Annotated in this window: 21 protein-coding genes; 6 read left to right on the top strand and 15 right to left on the bottom strand. The window is 36.9% G+C overall.

From position 1 onward, the window contains the following. Positions 1-33 precede the first annotated feature (33 nt). From ABXH06_RS03640 to rplU, 7 genes are all read right to left on the bottom strand, one after another. A complete protein-coding gene (locus ABXH06_RS03640; RefSeq protein ID WP_353517337.1) occupies positions 34-474 on the bottom strand; it encodes a hypothetical protein in 441 nt (146 codons plus the stop codon). Continuing rightward, positions 475-2,457 (bottom strand): site-specific integrase, encoded by a 1,983-nt coding sequence (locus tag ABXH06_RS03635; protein ID WP_353517336.1) that lies wholly within the window; start codon positions 2,455-2,457, stop codon positions 475-477. Next, positions 2,454-4,289, bottom strand: coding sequence for a hypothetical protein (locus ABXH06_RS03630; RefSeq protein WP_353517335.1), 1,836 nt, complete (start codon positions 4,287-4,289; stop codon positions 2,454-2,456). The genes ABXH06_RS03635 and ABXH06_RS03630 overlap by 4 nt, the downstream gene beginning before the upstream one ends. A gap of 4 nt (positions 4,290-4,293) precedes the next feature. Beyond that, positions 4,294-5,781 carry a site-specific integrase gene (locus tag ABXH06_RS03625; protein ID WP_353517334.1) on the bottom strand — a complete coding sequence of 496 codons (1,488 nt, stop codon included), beginning with the start codon at positions 5,779-5,781 and terminating at the stop codon, positions 4,294-4,296. A gap of 138 nt (positions 5,782-5,919) precedes the next feature. Further along, positions 5,920-7,071 (bottom strand): Obg family GTPase CgtA, encoded by a 1,152-nt coding sequence (cgtA, locus tag ABXH06_RS03620; RefSeq protein WP_311584168.1) that lies wholly within the window; start codon positions 7,069-7,071, stop codon positions 5,920-5,922. Between the two features lie 156 nt (positions 7,072-7,227). Then, entirely contained in the window at positions 7,228-7,485 is a 258-nt protein-coding gene (rpmA, locus tag ABXH06_RS03615; RefSeq protein ID WP_303449418.1) for a 50S ribosomal protein L27, read from the bottom strand. Positions 7,486-7,501: 16 nt separating this feature from the next. Further along, entirely contained in the window at positions 7,502-7,813 is a 312-nt protein-coding gene (gene rplU / locus ABXH06_RS03610; RefSeq protein ID WP_303449419.1) for a 50S ribosomal protein L21, read from the bottom strand. A 231-nt stretch (positions 7,814-8,044) separates the two neighbouring features. Here rplU and ispB point away from each other — a divergent pair, with 231 nt between their 5' ends. Both ispB and ABXH06_RS03600 read left to right on the top strand, forming a co-directional pair. Then, on the top strand, positions 8,045-9,016 hold the full coding sequence (ispB, locus tag ABXH06_RS03605; RefSeq protein ID WP_353517333.1) for an octaprenyl diphosphate synthase: 972 nt from the start codon (positions 8,045-8,047) through the stop codon (positions 9,014-9,016). Between the two features lie 40 nt (positions 9,017-9,056). Then, positions 9,057-9,674 carry a paraquat-inducible protein A gene (locus tag ABXH06_RS03600; RefSeq protein WP_311584176.1) on the top strand — a complete coding sequence of 206 codons (618 nt, stop codon included), beginning with the start codon at positions 9,057-9,059 and terminating at the stop codon, positions 9,672-9,674. Between the two features lie 64 nt (positions 9,675-9,738). Here ABXH06_RS03600 and mdh read toward each other — a convergent pair whose 3' ends face one another. Then, a complete protein-coding gene (mdh, locus tag ABXH06_RS03595; protein ID WP_311584178.1) occupies positions 9,739-10,674 on the bottom strand; it encodes a malate dehydrogenase in 936 nt (311 codons plus the stop codon). Between the two features lie 191 nt (positions 10,675-10,865). Here mdh and argR point away from each other — a divergent pair, with 191 nt between their 5' ends. Together argR and ABXH06_RS03585 are read left to right on the top strand one after the other, a co-directional pair. After that, a complete protein-coding gene (gene argR, locus ABXH06_RS03590) occupies positions 10,866-11,342 on the top strand; it encodes a transcriptional regulator ArgR (RefSeq protein ID WP_353517332.1) in 477 nt (158 codons plus the stop codon). A gap of 188 nt (positions 11,343-11,530) precedes the next feature. Next, positions 11,531-12,484, top strand: coding sequence for a hypothetical protein (locus ABXH06_RS03585; protein ID WP_353517331.1), 954 nt, complete (start codon positions 11,531-11,533; stop codon positions 12,482-12,484). Between the two features lie 51 nt (positions 12,485-12,535). Here the strand turns inward: ABXH06_RS03585 and ABXH06_RS03580 are convergent, their stop codons facing one another. From ABXH06_RS03580 to ABXH06_RS03560, 5 genes are all read right to left on the bottom strand, one after another. Next, positions 12,536-13,468 (bottom strand): Dyp-type peroxidase, encoded by a 933-nt coding sequence (locus ABXH06_RS03580; protein ID WP_353517330.1) that lies wholly within the window; start codon positions 13,466-13,468, stop codon positions 12,536-12,538. A gap of 203 nt (positions 13,469-13,671) precedes the next feature. After that, on the bottom strand, positions 13,672-14,937 hold the full coding sequence (locus ABXH06_RS03575; RefSeq protein WP_353517329.1) for an ammonium transporter AmtB: 1,266 nt from the start codon (positions 14,935-14,937) through the stop codon (positions 13,672-13,674). A gap of 10 nt (positions 14,938-14,947) precedes the next feature. Next, positions 14,948-15,286: a P-II family nitrogen regulator gene (gene glnK / locus ABXH06_RS03570; protein ID WP_311584191.1), complete on the bottom strand. Its 339-nt coding sequence runs from the start codon at positions 15,284-15,286 to the stop codon at positions 14,948-14,950. Positions 15,287-15,528: 242 nt separating this feature from the next. Next, positions 15,529-16,374, bottom strand: coding sequence for an HDOD domain-containing protein (locus ABXH06_RS03565; RefSeq protein ID WP_311584194.1), 846 nt, complete (start codon positions 16,372-16,374; stop codon positions 15,529-15,531). A 133-nt stretch (positions 16,375-16,507) separates the two neighbouring features. Continuing rightward, on the bottom strand, positions 16,508-17,308 hold the full coding sequence (locus tag ABXH06_RS03560; RefSeq protein ID WP_503012484.1) for a DUF2797 domain-containing protein: 801 nt from the start codon (positions 17,306-17,308) through the stop codon (positions 16,508-16,510). A 61-nt stretch (positions 17,309-17,369) separates the two neighbouring features. Here ABXH06_RS03560 and ABXH06_RS03555 point away from each other — a divergent pair, with 61 nt between their 5' ends. Both ABXH06_RS03555 and ABXH06_RS03550 read left to right on the top strand, forming a co-directional pair. After that, the gene (locus ABXH06_RS03555) at positions 17,370-17,699 is read left to right on the top strand and encodes a GIY-YIG nuclease family protein (protein WP_353517327.1); all 330 of its coding nucleotides are present in this window, start codon (positions 17,370-17,372) and stop codon (positions 17,697-17,699) included. Positions 17,700-17,833: 134 nt separating this feature from the next. Next, the gene (locus ABXH06_RS03550) at positions 17,834-18,541 is read left to right on the top strand and encodes a DUF3581 family protein (RefSeq protein ID WP_353517326.1); all 708 of its coding nucleotides are present in this window, start codon (positions 17,834-17,836) and stop codon (positions 18,539-18,541) included. 110 nt (positions 18,542-18,651) lie between these two features. Here ABXH06_RS03550 and ABXH06_RS03545 read toward each other — a convergent pair whose 3' ends face one another. Both ABXH06_RS03545 and ABXH06_RS03540 read right to left on the bottom strand, forming a co-directional pair. Then, positions 18,652-18,921 (bottom strand): PGPGW domain-containing protein, encoded by a 270-nt coding sequence (locus tag ABXH06_RS03545; RefSeq protein WP_353517325.1) that lies wholly within the window; start codon positions 18,919-18,921, stop codon positions 18,652-18,654. A gap of 127 nt (positions 18,922-19,048) precedes the next feature. Continuing rightward, complete coding sequence (locus tag ABXH06_RS03540; protein ID WP_353517324.1) at positions 19,049-19,564, bottom strand: hypothetical protein; 516 nt, start codon at positions 19,562-19,564, stop codon at positions 19,049-19,051. Between the last annotated feature and the right edge of the window lie 84 nt (positions 19,565-19,648).

Below are 19,648 nucleotides of genomic sequence, written 5' to 3'. Positions count from 1 at the left end.
CTAGATAAAAGATATGACCTACTAAAATTTAACCTATTTATTACTAGATAACTCAATAATGTTATTAGAGCGCAATTTTTCTTGAAGTTCATAAACCCTAAACATTAAAGTACTATTGAGCGTTTCCAATTCTTTTTGGATCATCATTGCTTCATCTTTTTCCTTTCTATACTTTTTCTTAAGCGCAATTTCTTTCTTTAATTTTTTTTTGAGTTTTTCAACATCATTTGACGGATCATCATCATTTTCATTTGTGTTAGGATCATACTCCTTATTGAATTTTTCAATCGCAGGGGTCGCTATATCATCCACAAAATCTTTAAATTTATGAATATAACTATGTCCTAATCCTGCTTCATTATTAATCCTATTTAATGATAGTTTTCCATGCTTTTTAACACGCTCAGGTTCTCCTTTTAACAATCGAACAAGCGCATTATTTAACCTAGCTTCAGTTATATCTTTTGTTCCCACTTAAACCTCCGATGTGGCTATGACGCCCTTTATCGCATCATTAAATTCTTCAAAATTTAAATCATGCTTTTTAATTGTTATTTCATTACGTTTTATCTTATGTTTCATACCAATTAAAATGCTGTTCATCATTGTGTCACCTGTATTAAGTTCTCTAAAGCTTGATATTAAACGTTTATTCTGACGTAAAACTTTCTTAGCCTCTTTATCTGTAACTACTTGATGGTCACAAGGCTTTATCTCGCCAGGAAATTCACCTATGCCACATACTCTGCTGCAAGATGCATTCAGGCAGTAACCTCCTGTAGGGAGCTTAACAACCGATAGAGTACCATTTCGAACTAAACGTTCTATTTCATCTCGATTCATATATACAAGATGACCATTTTCAAGTTTTTCAAATTTATCTTGTGCAATACGATCACCACCTGCGCCACTTAAATTGTCAGATTCATTATAAATTTCATCAAAAATATCCACCCCCATACGGATACCTTCTTCTTCCATCAACTCTAATAACTCGGTATCCATTAAAATGTCTTCCATGGCTTGTAATTGAGCATTATTGGCGTAGTAGTTAGACATATTTATATTCTGATGCTTATATTGAAACTTAATGGTTGCAGAAGAACCAAAACCATAGCGTTTGAAGAAAACAGCAAAAGTACGACGAAGATCATGAGGTGTGAGTTTAGGTAATTTCCCACCAACTTTCAGTTCACCTTCACGGGTAGGGTTCAATCGATTGAACTCCTCAACGTCATTTTGAGAGGCGACAATTCCTGATTCAGCAAACGAGTCGTTAAAACGCCTTTCCATACCAGAGATAATAAAGCGAGTGTCGATCTTATCAGGCAAAGTACTAATAAATGCGCTATTAATCTCCCTAAGTGCATGTTGATAGTCATCATTCGATAATTCTCCAGCAATCACCATTTGTTCAACTTTACTAACGTACTCATTTCTTAAATGCTCAGTTATGCCATAAGCTAACTCTAAAGCGTCTTTTACAACAGGATGAGTTTGCCAAGTAGTAACCCTTGGAACCCCGTCATTCCCTTTAGAAGTTTCTCCTTTAATAACTGGTATATCATTATCTTTACCTGATATTACTGTTTTATAGCTATTAATTGACATGCTCAGCATCTCACCAAGCCTCATACCAGAGAATGCTATAGCCACAATGCTGCAATTGGTTAGTATTCTATTTAATACAGTACCATCCAAGAGGATTTTAAAATCTGGAATATCATGAAGAATTAGTTTTGTTTTAATTAATGTTCTTTGTGATATTGAAGCAGTTTTTTGGCTTAATTCTTTTCTATTTTTTTCAGCTTCCCTTATTAATCTAGCTTCCTTCATTACTCGATCAATTTCATGAATGAAAGGTTGATATAATTCAAAAAGTTGAATAGCGCTAGCTAGAATAGGTTGATACATACCTATAGGAATTGCAATATGCTGCTTAGTTGGCCTTAACTCAACAAACTTTCTTAGGCTATTTCGATCTATTAATCTCATACATAGGCCGTACTCGTGAAGTTTTTTAATTGCAGTAACGACTTCATCAACGGTAGTTTCTGACTTTTTATTAAGCCCTTTAACCACTTGTTTTGTAAATGAAGAGAATACATTATCATCTGACAAAGATGCCCAATTACAGCTATTTAATGCTGTTGCAATTTTAATAAGGCCATTCTTCCAGCGCTGTATTTGACTGCATGTGGTTTTTTGGTGGTGTTTTACTTCATACCTATCAGAAATAACCCCTAAAGCTCTTTGTATTCCTTCTCGATATGCTAAATCAATATTTTTAAAAGAAACTTTAAAAGGTTGCCCCACTGCACGTGCTTCTTGCCCCGAGTAAATCCATGTTTCATCATAAATTCGACTACGAGGCAAACCATCAGAACGAGTTGTTATTACAGTATCTGCACTAAATTCAGGTATATCTCTGAGTTTAACTTTTGCGTTTATTTTCATGAGAAGACCTCAAATAAGTCATTTAAACTGTAAACATTATTATAAAGCGGGTGTGCAGCTTCTTTTATCTTCTCTTCTGCTAACAAGAAGTTACTGCTGGATTTTTCCTTAAAGCGCTTGAGAATACTCTCAATAATATTGAAGAGCCATGTATATCGCTTTTCAGGCATAGAGTTAACAGCTGGTAACTGTTGAAGCTGTTGTAAAGTTTCTTTAAATGAAAGCATTAACCAAATATCCATAACATCAGCAACTAGAGCATGATGTTCACATTCAAAACATGATAGAAAATCTGTACAGATACTTTCTTCTACGGTTGTATCAACTCCTTCTTTTTTAAGTAATTTTCTTATTATACTTGCAGAACCTTTTTTATTATCGTTACAACGAACACCAAGTGGTGTTCGTGATTCGTTACTTCTATCTTTTCCTGCTCTAAGATGCTCATACTCATAGTTATCAAGGACATCGGCAAATTTATATTTCGCAGCTTCCGTTGCTGCTTTTATTTCTTTTCCATTAGCGATGGCATATTTAGCATCCATCGCAGCCCCTAGATTATTCTGATGCTCTGTTTTCGTTCCATGAACATAGTTTCTCGCCACGACATTTATACTGTTATTTCCAGACATTGCGACTAAATAGACACTCTGTGTAACACGAAATAATGTATCCAACTTGGACTTTCTAAATCGTGACGGATTTATTGTAGGAAGCCCTAGTTTTTCAAGCAATTTGTTGATAGAAGTTTGCGGGTAATTGATCACTGCATCGTATGTAGTTACGCTTCCATCTTGTTTGAAGTAGGGAAATACTGGAGCTGAAATGTCTCCTTCTGCCATAGTTTTAGCAACAGAAAGCCAGCTTTCTATAAACTCCTTAGCATGTTTATTAAAGCCGAGAGAATTATCTTGCTCTTGATTTCTAGCCCTACCTTTTGATGAATCAAAAATATACTTGCCACCTTGCACCTCTTTAAAATATATATCAGATATTTTAAGCCTTGCTAATGGATTAGTATTTATTCCTGTAAACATGTAAGTAATCATCATTGCGATTCTTACAATATGATTCCGTGCATCTGATTTTTGAAGTACTTTTTTAAACGCTGCTTTTTGTCCTGCAAGTTTGTTTCCTTTTAGACCTCTCTCAATGGCAACCTTATTTAATAACTCTTCATCGTATAAAGGATGTCGCTCCGGTAATGTACTTTCTTTAAAATGCTTTAATAGAGACTTATATGCCTTAAACAACGATTTAGCTAAAGGTTTTAGCTCAGTTTCAAGATCATGAGCCTGATAAGAATTATTGCCTACTGTAGCGCCTTTAACTGATGGAAGGCTTTTAGCGTCTAAACTTCTATTTAACTGTTTAAGTACCCACGAGAGTGCCTTTTTATCTGCTGACCAACTAGTTTTTTGTTTCCGATTTAACGCACATTCTTCGCTAAACCATTTCATATATTCATTTATTAAATCCATATGAAACCAGTCACCTTTGATAGCCTTAAGTCCAAAACCATCTAACCAGCGTATATAATTTATAACACCACAAAAATGAGAGTAAGTTGTTTGATTAGTATCTTTACTCATTAATTGATAAAGGTTACGAATTAAATCATTGCGCTTCATATCAACAAGTAAAGCACCTTTTTTAAAGTCAGCAGTTTGATTGTCTAAAACTGGACAGCCTTTATACTTAAATCGCTTAAAGTACATCTTTCCCCGTCCAGGTACAGCGATATTCATGTCTATTATATGAATTGGGTTAACTGTAGCTCTTGGTGCAACATTATCACGAATTGGGGCTAATTCTTTGCGTTTACCTTTCAATACTTTAAACCTCACTTGAGATATCATGAGTTAAGGCATCATCGATATCGCCTAGACCATCAAATATACCCAGGTAGTCTAAAACATCTTCATAGATCTCATCACCTACCGGCTCATCTTGTGCAATTTTAAGGTACAATAATGTGGTTGCCGCATCTTCATGACCTAGGCACTCAGATACTAGTGCAAGAGCTGTATCAGGATCAGTTTTACGCAATAAAACTCTGAATAATGAGACTGCAAATGTTGGTCGTAAATTATGTATAACCCCATTTATATTAATGCCATTATCATTTTCAACTGTGGCTCTAATTTCATTCCAACGAGTATTAGCTTCTGTCAATTTAGTGAAAAAAGGTACACCTGTTTGACTGATAAAAATGTAGTCTTTTTCTTCATCAATACCGTCTTCAACTTCAAAGAGTGCATTATCACCCAAAGCTCTTCTTTCTCTACAAAAGGCTTTAAACTTAGCAAGTCTCGCTTGATACCTATCACTACGAGTATACTCATAGAGCATTTGCATCGTACTTGTTGGAATGATTGTGCGTCTGGGTTTATTATCATGACCATTTGACTTGGTGAGTGAGCCGTATGTACTACCGACACCAAAGCGCATCATTTTCTTTTCAAGATTTGGTTTTACTACTTGCCCTTTATGTAAACTTGCAACTTCTTCTTTTCTTAGTCCTGTGAACCTACCCACAAGGAAAAATAAACAATACTCAATTGGAAATGAAGCCCTCTTTAGTTCCCCACCAACATTTTTTATAACCTTTCTTGAGCCTAGTAGTATCTTCTCTACTGATGTCCACTCAACATTTGATAATGGCTTTAGATCGCGTCTTGACGAGGGGAGCCCACCTCCTTCGTTTTTCTTCGATTTTCCAAAGTTTAAACGTAAGTCAGTTGTATGAACTTGCTTAGACATATAAGCCTTCATGCTAGTACCACTTGCTTGAAAACTTATCGTAACAACTTCATGCTTAAAGGGCGGATTATTAAATTGGTAACCATTTCTAAGATAATAGGAGTAAAATTTAACGACACCATTCATATACGCTGACGCTGTTGTTCTAGCAATTTTCAATTGAGGGTTTTGTTCTTCAAGAACAGCATGCTTTAACGCAGCTCGATATTGATAAGTAATTCGTTGATTTTTACGTAAGGGAAAGGTATTCCAGGTAGGTCGAGGTAAATCAATTAATTCATCAAATAAATCTTCATCATACTCTGCATCCCATAGGCTTTGTGATTTAAGCAGAAATGAAAAGAAGTGTACTAAAGCTTTGCTATATTGATCAGATTCTTGTTTTGATTCATCGACATGATGAGCTAACAAGAACCGGTTCACCTGCTCTAATGGCTCATAAGAGACTATAGTTCCAGACTCATCTCTACCTACTAAATTCAATAAAGTAAGCTTTTTAATATGAACAGGATCTTGTTTGGAGTATTTAACTGAGAGTTCACCATTGTCATCTACAATCACTAAAGGGGTGCGATATGTATATGGTTTAATTTCAGTTGTTTTTATTTCGTAAAAGATTTCTATGAGAATACCTACCTTGATAATACTTATTAGCTATTATCAACATAGTAGATATTCTCACATCGTCAAGGTGTATAGTTACTCTTTGGGGTAAAAAGTGTTTGGGTGTTCATCCCAGTCTTCATCATCAAGATCATCATCGAGCTCATCGACTGTTTCTTGATGATAAGTGTCCCATTTAAATTCAACCGATTTTTCTTCTGGCGTTTCTTCTACTTCGTCCGGTAATTCGTCAATAAACTTCATTACCCCTTGGCAAAGTTCTTCAGTACCCATTTTATTGAAGGCCGAAATTGATCTCACTTCACCTTGCCAGTCAAGCCCCTCAATAATACGATCCGTTAGCTCTTTTGCTTCTTCTTCGAGTATTAAATCTAACTTATTAAACACTAACCAACGAGGTTTACTCGCCAGTTTTGCTGAATGTGTTTCAAGTTCACTAATAATAGTTTTGGCATTTTCTAACGGATCAGAGCCATCAGCAGGTAAAACGTCAATCACGTGTAATAGAATACGACAACGCTCTAAATGTTTCAGAAACTGCGTACCTAATCCAGCACCATCCGCTGCGCCTTCAATTAACCCTGGAATATCGGCAATCACAAAGCTACTTTGATTATCAATGCGCACTACACCTAAATTAGGCACTAATGTAGTAAACGGATAATCGGCTACTTTGGGTTTCGCTGCAGAAACACTACGTATGAGTGTCGATTTACCCGCATTTGGTAAACCTAACAAGCCAACATCCGCTAATAATAATAGCTCTAATTTAAGGCTTCGAATTTCACCCGGCGTACCATCAGTTTTTTGACGAGGTGCTCGGTTAGTACTACTTTTAAAGCGTGTATTCCCTAAACCGTGCCAACCACCTTTTGCCACTAACAGCTTTTGCTTATGCTGGGTTAAATCGCCAATCAATTCATCGGTATCAACATCAACTGCACGTGTGCCAACGGGTACTTTCAAATATAAATCATCTGCACCTTTACCGGTACAATCACGACTTTTACCATTTTCACCACGCTTTGCCCGATGAAATCGTTCAAAGCGATAATCAATTAAAGTATTTAATCCTTCGTCAGCAATGAGATAAACATCACCACCGTCCCCGCCGTCGCCGCCGTTTGGACCACCGAATTCGATATACTTTTCTTTTCGAAAACTTACGCAACCATTACCACCGTCGCCGGCTTCTACGCGAATTTCAACTTCATCTACAAATTTCATGGTGCTGTAAAACACTCCAAAACTAATTGCTTGTATGTATTATAAGCGATTTTATTCACTTAAGTGATACAAAGCCTAACTATTTAATGCTAGATCAAATATAGCTGCAAAAAAAAACCCTGCCAAACAGCAGGGTTTTTCAATTCTTAAATACTGTTACTCTGCAACAATACTTACAAACTTGCGGTTTTTAGGACCTTTAACATCAAACTGAACTTTACCGTCAGATAATGCAAATAAAGTATGGTCTTTACCGATACCCATGTTGTCACCTGCGTGGAAACGAGTACCACGTTGACGAACAATAATGTTACCTGCTAATACTGATTCACCACCGAAACGTTTAACACCTAAACGTTTACTCTCTGAATCACGACCATTCTTGGTACTACCTGCTGCTTTCTTATGTGCCATTTTTAATCGCTCCTAATTAGCCGTTAATACCAGTAATCTTCACTTCAGTGAACCATTGACGATGGCCCGCTTGTTTGCGTGAATGCTTACGACGTTTAAACTTAACAATCTTAATTTTATCACCACGGCCTTGAGTAACAACTTCCGCAGTTACTTTACCGCCAGCAATGTAAGGCGCGCCTACATTGATGTTTTCGCCGTCAGCGATCATTAAAACGTTATCAAAATCAACTGATGCGCCAACTTCTAGTTCGATTTTTTCTAAACGAACTGTTTGACCTTCAGTTACACGGTGTTGTTTACCACCGCTTTGGAATACAGCGTACATAGCTACTCCGTACTGCGCCAATGTTATATTTGACGCTTAAATTTAAAAATATAGGGCGCGAATTCTACGCGAAGATATTAGGGATCGCAAGTACATTTAAGAGATAAATGATAATTAATAAAGAATAATTTTTCCAGTTCAATAGAGCCTTCTATATCATTGAATTTCGTGTAAACTTGAGCACATATAAATTTCTGGGTAATTGAACTATTAGGTCACTATTTTCGCTTTATGGATCTCAAAAATATACAAGCATTAGCGCAAGCTGATATGACAGCCGTTAATGATCTTATTTATTCTCAACTTCAATCTGATGTCGCATTAATTAATCAACTCGGTGTTTATATTGTTAATGCTGGCGGCAAACGTATGCGTCCAATGTTAACCGTATTAGCCGCAAGAGCATTGAATTATCAAGGTTCAAATCATATTGATATTGCTGCCATTATTGAATTTATCCATACAGCTACGCTGTTACATGATGATGTTGTTGATGAATCCAATATGCGTCGAGGCCGTGAAACCGCCAACGCACTTTTTGGTAATAGCGCGAGCGTATTAGTAGGAGATTTTTTATATACCCGTTCTTTTCAAATGATGACCAAGCTTAATAACATGGACATTATGGATATTTTATCTGATGCCACCAATATTGTTGCTGAAGGTGAAGTTTTACAGTTAATGAATTGTAATGATCCTAATACCACCGAAGAAAGCTATATGCAGGTAATTTATTGCAAAACAGCAAAGCTTTTTGAAGCGGCGACTCGTTTAGCTGCTGTTGTTGCTGATCAAAATAAAGCAACAATTCTCGCGATGCAAGATTACGGTAAATATTTAGGAACGGCTTTCCAGCTTGTTGACGATATTATGGACTATACGGCTGATGCCAAAGAAATGGGGAAAAATATCGGTGATGATTTAGCAGAAGGCAAGCCAACATTGCCATTGTTATACGCGATGCAGCACGGCACCGAAAAACAAAAAACATTGATCAAAAATGCAATAGAGCATTGTAATGGTATGGACAACTTAGACGAAATACTGCAAGCAATGGAAGAAACAGGTTCATTACGGTATACACAAAAAATTGCAGAACAAGAAGCAGATAAAGCCATCAACGCACTGGCTAATATCCCAGCATCTGATTATAAAGACGCGCTAATCTCATTAGCCCATATTGCGGCAAATAGAACGGCTTAAAGCATAATCATCAGTTTGATCTAACGGTATCGAGTTACACATGCTTAGAAAACATCTTGGTTTTATTCTTAACTTAGCCGCCATAGGCCTTTTTATTCCTGGTATATATTTACCCATGTTTAATTTAAATATGGCGGTTACTGCCCAAATCGCGAATGGCAATTTAACTTCTGAAATCGTTAATAAAGAATTGTCATTATTAAATACCATTAATGAGCTTTGGCAAGATGAACGTATATTAGTAGCCGCGTTAATCTTTCTTTTTTCTATCGCAATCCCTGTATTAAAAACAGCGTTAATAACGCTCAGTTATTTTTTAAAGAATATTCACTTAGCAAAAAAACTTGTCGCTTTTGTCAATTTTATTGGTAAATGGTCGATGGCAGATGTTTTTGTCATTGCGATATTTTTAGCGGTGCTGTCGACTAACCACGCAGAAACAGCAACTCAGCAGACGATAGCTGTTTTTGGGTTTAAAATTAATCTCATCTTAAGTAGTGAAACGTTATCGCATGTTGGGACAGGATTTTATTATTTTTTAAGTTACTGTTTGTTATCTATGATAGGCACACAACTTAGTTTAAGTGCCCTTAAACAACTTAAACCAGCCTTAAAACTAAACGACGAAAATCAACAACAATCCTCGTTAAACACCTAGCCTAAATATTCACGCCATAAAAAAAGCCAGTCTGAGACTGGCTTTATTATCAAAAGATAAAAAATTAACCGTTGATAAAATCAACACCTTCTTGAATATCTTTGTTTAATGTTGCTAACATATCGTTTTTCGCTTTTTCTTCAAAAGCAGATAACTCACCGTATGGTAAGATTTCAGCAACACCGTTTACACCTAAACGTACCGGATGAGCAAAGTATGCAGCATCACCATCTGCAACGTCTACGTAAGCGTAATCTACAACATCTTCACCTTGTAGACCTTTCACTAAAGATAAACAAAAACGAGCAGCAGCAGCGCCCATAGATAAGGTAGCAGAACCGCCACCCGCTTTAGCATTTACCACTTCAGTACCCGCGTTTTGGATACGTGGCGTTAATGCAGCGACTTCTTCATCTGAGAAAGTAACACCTTCAACTTGAGAAAGAAGAGGTAAAATAGTTGTACCTGAGTGACCACCAATGACTGGAACTTTAACTTCAGCAACGTTTAAGCCTTTAAGTTCAGCAACAAAAGCTTCACTACGAATAACATCTAAAGTTGTGACACCGAAAACACGGTTTTTGTCGTAAGTTCCCGCTTTTTTAAACACTTCGGCAACAATTGGTACAGTACCGTTAACTGGGTTAGTAATAACACCCACTAAAGCCTTAGGACAGTTAGCTACAATGCCTTCTGCTAATGTTTTGATAATACCAGCATTTACCGCGAATAAATCTGCACGGTCCATACCTGGCTTACGTGGCATACCGGCTGGAATGATAACAATATCAGCACCACTTAACGCAGAAGCTAAGTCGTCAGCACCGAATCCTTCAACGTTTACCGCTGTAGGGATGTGGCTTAAATCTACTGCAACACCAGGAACTACTGGCGCAACATCGTATAAAGCTAAATCTGAACCTGCAGGTAACTGAGTTTTTAATAATAAAGATAACGCTTGACCGATACCGCCAGCTGCGCCTAATACTGCTACTTTCATTGGGTGTCTCCGAAATTTGAGTAATTACGTAAATATTTGCCGGCAAAAGATATAGTATTATCCGGCAAAAAACAATGTTTAATCGTGTAATGACATATAAGGATAGCGTATAATTCAGACAACGAAATAATACTTAGGTATTACTCGATTCGATATTTAGGCTTTTATTCATAAGAAACGTAACTATTACTATGGCAACACTACAACAAAAACAAGAAGCACTCGTTCAGGCGTTCAAAGATTTATTAAAACAAGAACAATTTGGCTCTCAAGGTGAAATCGTTGACGCGTTAAAATTGCAAGGGTTCGATAATATCAGCCAATCGAAAATATCTCGCATGCTCAGTAAATTTGGCGCGGTAAGAACTCGAAATGCCCGTCAAGATATGGTGTATTGTTTACCGGCTGAATTAGGTGTACCAACGGCAAAAAGCCCGTTAAAACAATTAGTATTAGATATCGAACATAACGAAATGATGATTATCATTCGTACCAGCCCTGGCGCGGCACAATTAATCGCACGCTTATTAGATAGTTTAAGTAAAAGTGATGGTGTACTTGGCACCATCGCGGGCGATGACACCATTTTTATTGCCCCAACTAACGTCAGTGAAATAAAACAAACCATTGAAAAATTAGAATTATTATTTTCTAAAAATTTATCATAGCCATTTTAAGTTAGTGCGATACCACCTTTCAGTTGAGCTAACCGATAGCTTTAAATGTTTATATTTTTGCATGAAAACTATAATACTTTTCATGGAAATAAAGCCCCTTTGGTATTGTAGATATTACGCTACTTTTTTCTTATAATGTTGATTCAAAAATTTTAAGGGGAATGCAAAGGAAATAATAAATGCGAACACTATTTAGCTTATTACTATTAATTACTTTCGTTACATCAAATTTTGCACATGCGAGTAAAATTTTGTTCGCTTACGATACTAGCAGTTATCAAAGGGACGCGGCTAATTTCTATAATATTTTAAGTATCGAACATGACGTAACATTTTTGAACCTATTTACCGATACCGCCTCAAACCTTTCAGACTATGAACAAATATTTGTATTTGACCTTTCTCCTCTTGCAGATAACTCGGCAAACCATTTATTTAACTATCAAGAGATAGCAAATTGGTATCAACAAAAACAAAATAAAAACGTTATTACAGACGGAAGAATTTTATCTTCGCTTTGGACGAGTTCTAGTAACCAAGCTCTTGGCTTCAATGATGGGCAAGAAAATCCTATGCTCCTAAATTATGCAGAACAAATGGCTTTGCGTGGAGGAGGATTATTCTTAGGTACAGATCATTGCACTCCAGCTTCCGTCAACCTCGCCACATTTTGCGACGGTATCAATACGCTAAACAGCCTGATTGGTATAGATAGTTTTACTGGTAATTTTATGGCTGAGCCCCGTATAGCTATAGTTGATGAAGCGTCTCCATTATATGTAGAATCTGCTACATTTAAGTCTGCTCGATTTCAGCATTCTACGATAGATGACCCAAGTCATACTATTACTGCTACAAGTACTGGCAGTGCCTCTCCGCTAGGGTTGCAAAGTAATGGTTTGATTTTCAAGTCCTTTGCAGTAAGCCCAACAGATTCTTTTTATAATCCCACACCTCATAATACACTTATATCTTATTCATTTTCAGAACCACTGACAGGAACTGTTGAAGTGCCTGAACCAAGTACAATATGGTTATTTCTATGCTCTCCTTTGATATGGTTCATAACTCGAAAGCACAGAATAACGCAAGAGCTGTTATCGGAGATACCAAAGGCGAGAGTAACTACATAACACTCTATTCACCTTGTGATCTTAAAAATTAGCCTTTAACAGAGGCTGATATTAAGGGGCAACAGACCCGAGCTTAGCCAGAATATTCAAACTGGGGGCGAAAAACGCGGCTCCCGTTTCTGCTTGGGTATATTTGAGCATGTGATCAAAATTGCCATGCTCGTCCCCTACAATCATGCTTTTTAGCATCAATTCAAAAGGTTCTGGTGAACGGCAGTACGAGACAAAAAACAAGCCCTGTAATTTCATATCACCGTACGGCATACTCTGACGGACAATTTCAATACTGTTGCCTTCATCATCTTTTATGCTAGTACGTTTGATGTGGGACGTTTCAGGCTTGTTTTCACTGGTATATTCTTCGTTATCAATTTTCGTGCGAGCAAATACATCTTCTTGCTCTTTCACTTTCATTCTATTCCATAAATTTAGGTTATGACGATAGCGTTGAATGTGTAAATAGCTACCACTGGCAAAGTCTGCGTCTTGTTCGTCATTTACTAAGGCTACCTGGCGGCGATGTCTACCTTGAGGGTTTTCGGTGCCATCAACAAAACCGGTTAAATCACGGCCATCAAGGAAGCGAAAACCTCGCACTTGCTCAATCAATTCAACACTGTCAGCCAACAAGGCACATACTTTACCTGCGACAATATGATTTACATCAGCGCGATCGCTTCTGACCTCAATGTATAAATCATAATTTACCGCAGGAGCAATACGATCATCACACTTAATTTCAGTAAACGACTTCAAAAATTTAGGGCGAGATTCTGGGTGGAGTTCATCCCAATAGGTTGCACCAATTGCAACAACGCCCGTTAAATTACTCTCAGAAAAGCGATCCGCATATTTATCAAATAAAGCAGGTAAACGTGATAATGCTTGGCGAATATGCGCATTTTTATCATCTAATACATTAAACATTAAATAATAGCCATGTAAGCTCGGCTCTGCGCAAATACCAAATTGTTCTCTTGCCATACTGCCCTCAATAAATAAGATTTTTGTGATGCTTAACTTGCTCACAAAACTTGGTAGAGATAATAAACCTTTAATAAAGAAAAGAAAACATCGTTATTTATGACAAGGTAAATCCCGTCATCACCACTGACTGTTATAACGGCTCAAATTTAACACACAAAAAAAGCAGCGATTAAGCTGCTTTTCAATACTTTCGTTGTTAATTAACCGTTTGTGAATTCTGGATAGGCTTCCATACCACAATCAGCTTTATCAACACCTTCATATTCTTCTTCTTCAGTAACACGAATACCCATAGTTATTTTAAGTACATACCAAACCACAAAGCTTGTTACAAATACCCATGCAAAGATAGTAGCAGCACCAATTAACTGACCACTAAATGATGCACCGTCATTTGTTACTGGCACTAATAATAAACCAAACAAACCAACGACACCGTGAACAGAGATAGCACCCACTGGATCATCAATCTTTAATTTATCTAAGCTAACAATTGAAAGGACAACAATAATACCACCAATGGCACCAAATAATGTCGCTTGCAATGCTGTTGGCGTAGAAGGTTCTGCAGTAATAGCAACTAGACCCGCTAAGGCACCGTTTAATGCCATCGTTAAATCAGCTTTCTTAAATAAAATTTTAGCTAAGATTAATGCTGCAACCGCACCACCAGCCGCCGCTGCGTTAGTATTTAAAAAGACCATAGCAACTGAATGTGAATTACCAATATCACCTAACTTTAATACTGAGCCACCGTTGAAACCAAACCAACCCATCCATAAAATGAATGTACCTAACGTAGCTAATGGTAAGTTAGAACCTGGGATTGCATTGACACGACCGTCAGCTGTGTATTTCCCTTTACGAGCACCTAACAATAATACACCCGCTAATGCCGCTGAAGCACCTGCCATATGAACAATACCAGAACCGGCAAAGTCAGAAAATCCTAAATCACCGAGTGTGTATAAACCAAATACGGCATTACCACCCCATGTCCAGCTACCTTCCACTGGATAAATAACCGCGGTTAAAACTACAGTAAAGGCTAAGAAAGCCCATAATTTCATACGCTCGGCAACCGCACCTGAAACAATCGACATTGCTGTAGCAACAAAGACTACTTGGAAGAAAAAGTCAGAAGCCGCTGAATAAATTGCTCCGCCAGTGAAGCCGTCTTCACGTTCAGCGAAAGATTTTAATACTGCGTCTGCGTCAACTGTTTCTATGCCCGACAAAAAGAAACCGCCGCCATACATAATTTCATAACCGCATGCTAAGTACATCATGCAAGAAATCGCATAAAGCGCGACGTTTTTCGTTAATATTTCTGTGGTATTTTTAGCTCTAACTAAACCTGCTTCTAGCATTGAGAAGCCAGCAGCCATCCACATGACTAATGCGCCACACACTAAAAAGTAAAACGTGTCCATGGCATATTGAAGATGAAAGATATTTTGTTCCATGATATTCCCCTTAAAGTGCTTCTACGTCATTTTCACCAGTACGAATACGTACGGCTTGCTCAAGGTTGTAAACAAAAATCTTTCCGTCACCGATTTTTCCGGTGTAGGCAGATTTAGTGATGGTTTCAACTAAACGTTCAACAACATCATCATTTACGGCAATTTCAAGTTTTACCTTAGGTAAAAAGTCAACTTGATATTCGGCACCACGATATAGTTCGGTATGACCTTTTTGTCGACCGAACCCTTTTACTTCACTTACTGTTAACCCTTCAACACCGATTTCAGAGATGGCCTCTCGAACATCATCTAATTTAAACGGTTTGATAATTGCGCTAATAAGTTTCATTTATTACCCCTTTTTATAGTTTGACAATGAATATTCAATTGTTATACCAATAGAAATAAAGCATTACTAAACAAGAGGTTACAAATAAAATATTGATTTGAATGCTTACTTAAGCACCACTTTGGTGCATGGAGTTAAAAATAGTGTTGATAGTTGGTGCATGTTTACGGTAAGTAAGAAAAAACGGCGATTATTAGCAATAATCGCCGTTTATATAAGTAGAATAAATTGTTAATAGGTTATTAATAAATCATTGCAGCACTTGGGTTTAATACCGCTAAAATACCTAAACGCTCCATATCGCAATAATCATTTGCTTCTGATATAGCATCTTGTTGAAGCGATAAGACAGTTAGTTTTTCACGCGTTAACACGTCTTCTTGCGCATGTGATTTACATTGGCGGTTTAGTTGCATCATTCGCTTAGCCGTATATAACAATTTCGTTTCCATGGTGCTGTATTGGAAATCTTCTTCATTTTGAAAACGAATAGGCTCAATTAAATTATAGGGTAATTGCCAAAGTTTCAATAACTCTGCGGTGCAATCGGCATAGGTAAAACCAAACACTTCTTGTTGTTTGTTCCATGGTAATTCTTTGCTACCTATTTGATTGGCCATTTCCACTTGTTCGGCTTGAAATTGCTGCATAACCAGCTCACCTAAATTATGCAGTAAACCCAATATAAATAAACGTTCAGCCTTAGGTACTCCTAATTTAAAACCTAAATACTTAATCATCAGTGCGCAATCGACACTTTGCTCCCAAAAAGATTCTAAGAATTCAGCAGAAGCCGAAATAGACTTGAAAGCTTTAGTGGTAAAATAAGCTATCACCAAATTATAAACTTCTGTGATACCAAGCACTAAAACCGCTTTTGAAATGGTGTCTATCTTACCGGGATAATTAAAAAACGAGCTGTTCGCCAATTTTAATATGGTTGCCGCTAAAGCCGGGTCAATTAAAATGACATCAGAAATATCATCGATGGTCGATGCTTCATCATCAATAAGTTCTTTAATACGGATAAAAGAGTCTGATAAAACAAAAATTTCATTCGCCTTTTCGGCATAATCCATAGCATCCATCTGCTTTACCTTATTAACAAAATCATTGAAAAGTTACGGTTAACACGTGATATATAAAAACTCACTTTTAATTCCTTTCAACGACACTAGCGTGATATTTTTTATTATAGACACAATTTACCAGTTATTTTAATTAATTGACCAACGCATGAATATGATACGAAGAAAACTTTCTAATATTGATAACCCCTGTATCAAAGAATAGATATTGCCCTTTAATACCTTGTAAGATCCCACTCACTTCAGGGTTTTTATCAAAGTTATGCGACACAATTTTTGTTGGGAATTCTTCAACAGGAAAGTTCAGTTCAACCATGTCATTGGATAATTGTTCAACTGAATCTTCACCAAATTTTAATCGAATATCGTTTAATTTCTCAGAAATTAACGGAATTATCTCTTGAGACTTTGCGATTAAATCCATAGGCTCTGCATTACCTTTTAGCATAGTTCGCCAATTGGTTTTATCGGCAATAAACTCCGCAAGTGCTATTTCAACTAACCCTGACTGTAAGCGAGTATTCACTTTAAAAACTGGTAAAGCCTGAGTAGCCCCTTGATCTATCCAACGAGTTGGAATTTGAGTATGACGAGTGATCCCCACTTTCAAGCCTGAAGTATTTGCTAAATAAACATAATGAGGAATAAAACAATTCGCCTCACCCCATTCAGGTTCACGACAAGTTCCTTGTTCAAAATGACACGTTTCCGGTTTCATTATACACATATCGCATTGAGCAAGTTTTTGCATACATGGATAACAATAGCCTTGAGAAAAGCTCTTTTTAGTTTTCCTTCCGCAATGAGAGCAACTGATATGCTCATGATAAATGAGGGTGAGTTGCTTACCTATTAATTCATTTAGCGGCAATAATTGCTCGCCAATAGGTAATTGATAGTGAACATGACCTTGCTCATCTAATTGAGCTGTCATCTTTCTTAATGCGCCTACTTCTGTTTGCATTGATTTACCATTTCTAAAATATTATATCGACATGTTAAGGAAAAATGGCACACTACTCCATCGAAAATTTTTAATCGTCGCACATTCCGCCATGTCAAAACCTTCAAATTGGTACGTATACATACTGCGTTGTGCAGATAATAGTCTGTACACGGGTGTCACTACTGATATCGCCAGACGCCTTGCTCAACACAATCAGTGCAACAAAACAGGAGCTAAATATACACGTGTACGCCGACCTGTCTCTCTCGCCTATCAAGAAACTGCCCTAGATAGAAAAACAGCCTGTCAACGTGAATACCAATTAAAGCAACTTACCAAAAAAGAAAAAGAAAATCTCGTCTCTGCATTCAATGGCTAATTACAGTACAAGTGTACGCTCAACCCCTTGATTTTACTGGTCTGCTTTGTAAGGACATCCTTATATTATTTCGATTTTTACTGAAACAACTGTTAGAATAGTTCGGTTTTGTGTTTAATGAGTATAGTGTATTTATGTTTTTAGAAAGTTATTGTAATAACGCTGCGGGTAAAATTAATTTCACTCGTCAACAAGCAAGTGATTTTGCCAAAAAAATTGCTGATGATTTTAATCCGTTGCACGACGTAGACGCAAAAAGGTTTTGTGTGCCCGGCGATTTACTATTTTCTTTAACATTAGAAAAGTCAGGTCTTTCCCAAGAAATGAAGTTTACCTTTTCAGGCATGGTCAACGATGGTGTTGAATTGATATTCCCTGATCATATTGAATCGCATGCAGCCATTATCGATGAAAATGATAAAGAATATTTAACCATAGATGTCAGCGGAGAAAATACTAAAGAAGTAACGACTATCAGTGCTTTAACAAAAGCTTACGTAGAATTTTCAGGTCACACATTCCCACATATTCTGGTTGCTTTGATGGCTGAAAAGCAAGTAATGATCAACCCTACACGCCCTATGGTCATGTATGAAAGCATGAGTATTCACCTTGATACACTTAATTTTCATGAAGTAAATCTTGAACTCGCCACATCAACGCTATCGATTGAAGGGAAACGTGGTGTTGCTGATTTAATTTTTAACTTAATGTCTAACGGTAAAAAAATCGGCCATGGGAAAAAGCATATGTTATTAAGTGGCTTACGCCCTTATGAGCAATCTGTTATCGATGCGATTGTCCAAGAATACAATGACAAAAAAGCTAAATTTGTGGCGTAATCAACCCGTGATAAAGCTTAGTTAAACGTAACTTGTTAACTTACACTCACTTTCAATAAAGCGTACGAAAACAGTACGCTTTATTAATGAAATACTATTGAAAGATTCGATTATGGCTTTCGATATTTAAACCTAAGCCACATTTTATCAAGCTGTACCGCACTTTTTCTCATCAGCCGTTGGCATCGTTTTAACCATACTTTCGCCCATTCATGCTGTAAACTTAGCAGTGCTAGTCCTAGTGGCAAAAATAATATTGCCGGACCTGGTAGTAGAATAAAAATCAGTCCAATCGCAACAAAGATAAAACCCACCAGTGATATCAAAGTATTTTTAATTGCTCTTCCCATCGTTTTCCACCTTAAAGTTGATTGTTGCATGATCACTAACATTGGTTTTGTCTATAAAGATAAGCAACAATCAATCCAAAAAAAATTAACTTTAATTACAAGAGCTTGTATGATTCATTAATGATTTAAGGTGTGAAAAACACCAAAAAATTGCTTTTTAATAAGTCATAGTTTGATATTGACGATCAAACTCAGCTTGTTGGCGTTGTTCATCTTCTAGACAAAATGCAAAAATTTTCGTTGATTTTGGTTGCTGACATTTTTTAGGCTGCTGATAATAATCCAGCCAAGCTTGTTGCTTTCTGCCTTTAAATTTGGCTTTAATCGTTAATGAACTTGTAAAACTTAGTGCTTTAGGATCAGATTTTGAAATCGAATGTAATGTAGGGAGTTGCTTGATACTTGCCATTGCTTTATGTGTTTTTTTAGTTTTTTTCTTGGTGTTTTTATTCTTAGCTGTTTTTAATTTTCCTTGTTGGCAAAGCCACCATTTATCGCGTGCTTTTTGTTCACGGTCAGCAAGCGAACGTCCTTTTTTATTACTATAACCGGCTCGCTGTTGCGATTGAATATTGCGAAGCTTATCCAAGTATGGCTGACACGCTTTTTTAGTAGCCCATACAGAGCAAGAGGTGAGATAAAATATAATGCAAAACACATACATAAATCGCATGTTTATTTCCTTTTAACAATCCTTGTTAGCTTTTCAGTGTAGTACATTTTTACTCTACTCGGTGAAAGTTAAATTTATCGCTAT

Origin of the sequence: Thalassotalea sp. SU-HH00458 (assembly GCF_040362795.1) — a bacterium.
Lineage (GTDB): Bacteria > Pseudomonadota > Gammaproteobacteria > Enterobacterales > Alteromonadaceae > Thalassotalea_H > Thalassotalea_H castellviae.
The sequence above is the reverse complement of the archived record's forward strand: the minus strand, read 5'-3'. Positions and strand labels throughout refer to the sequence as shown.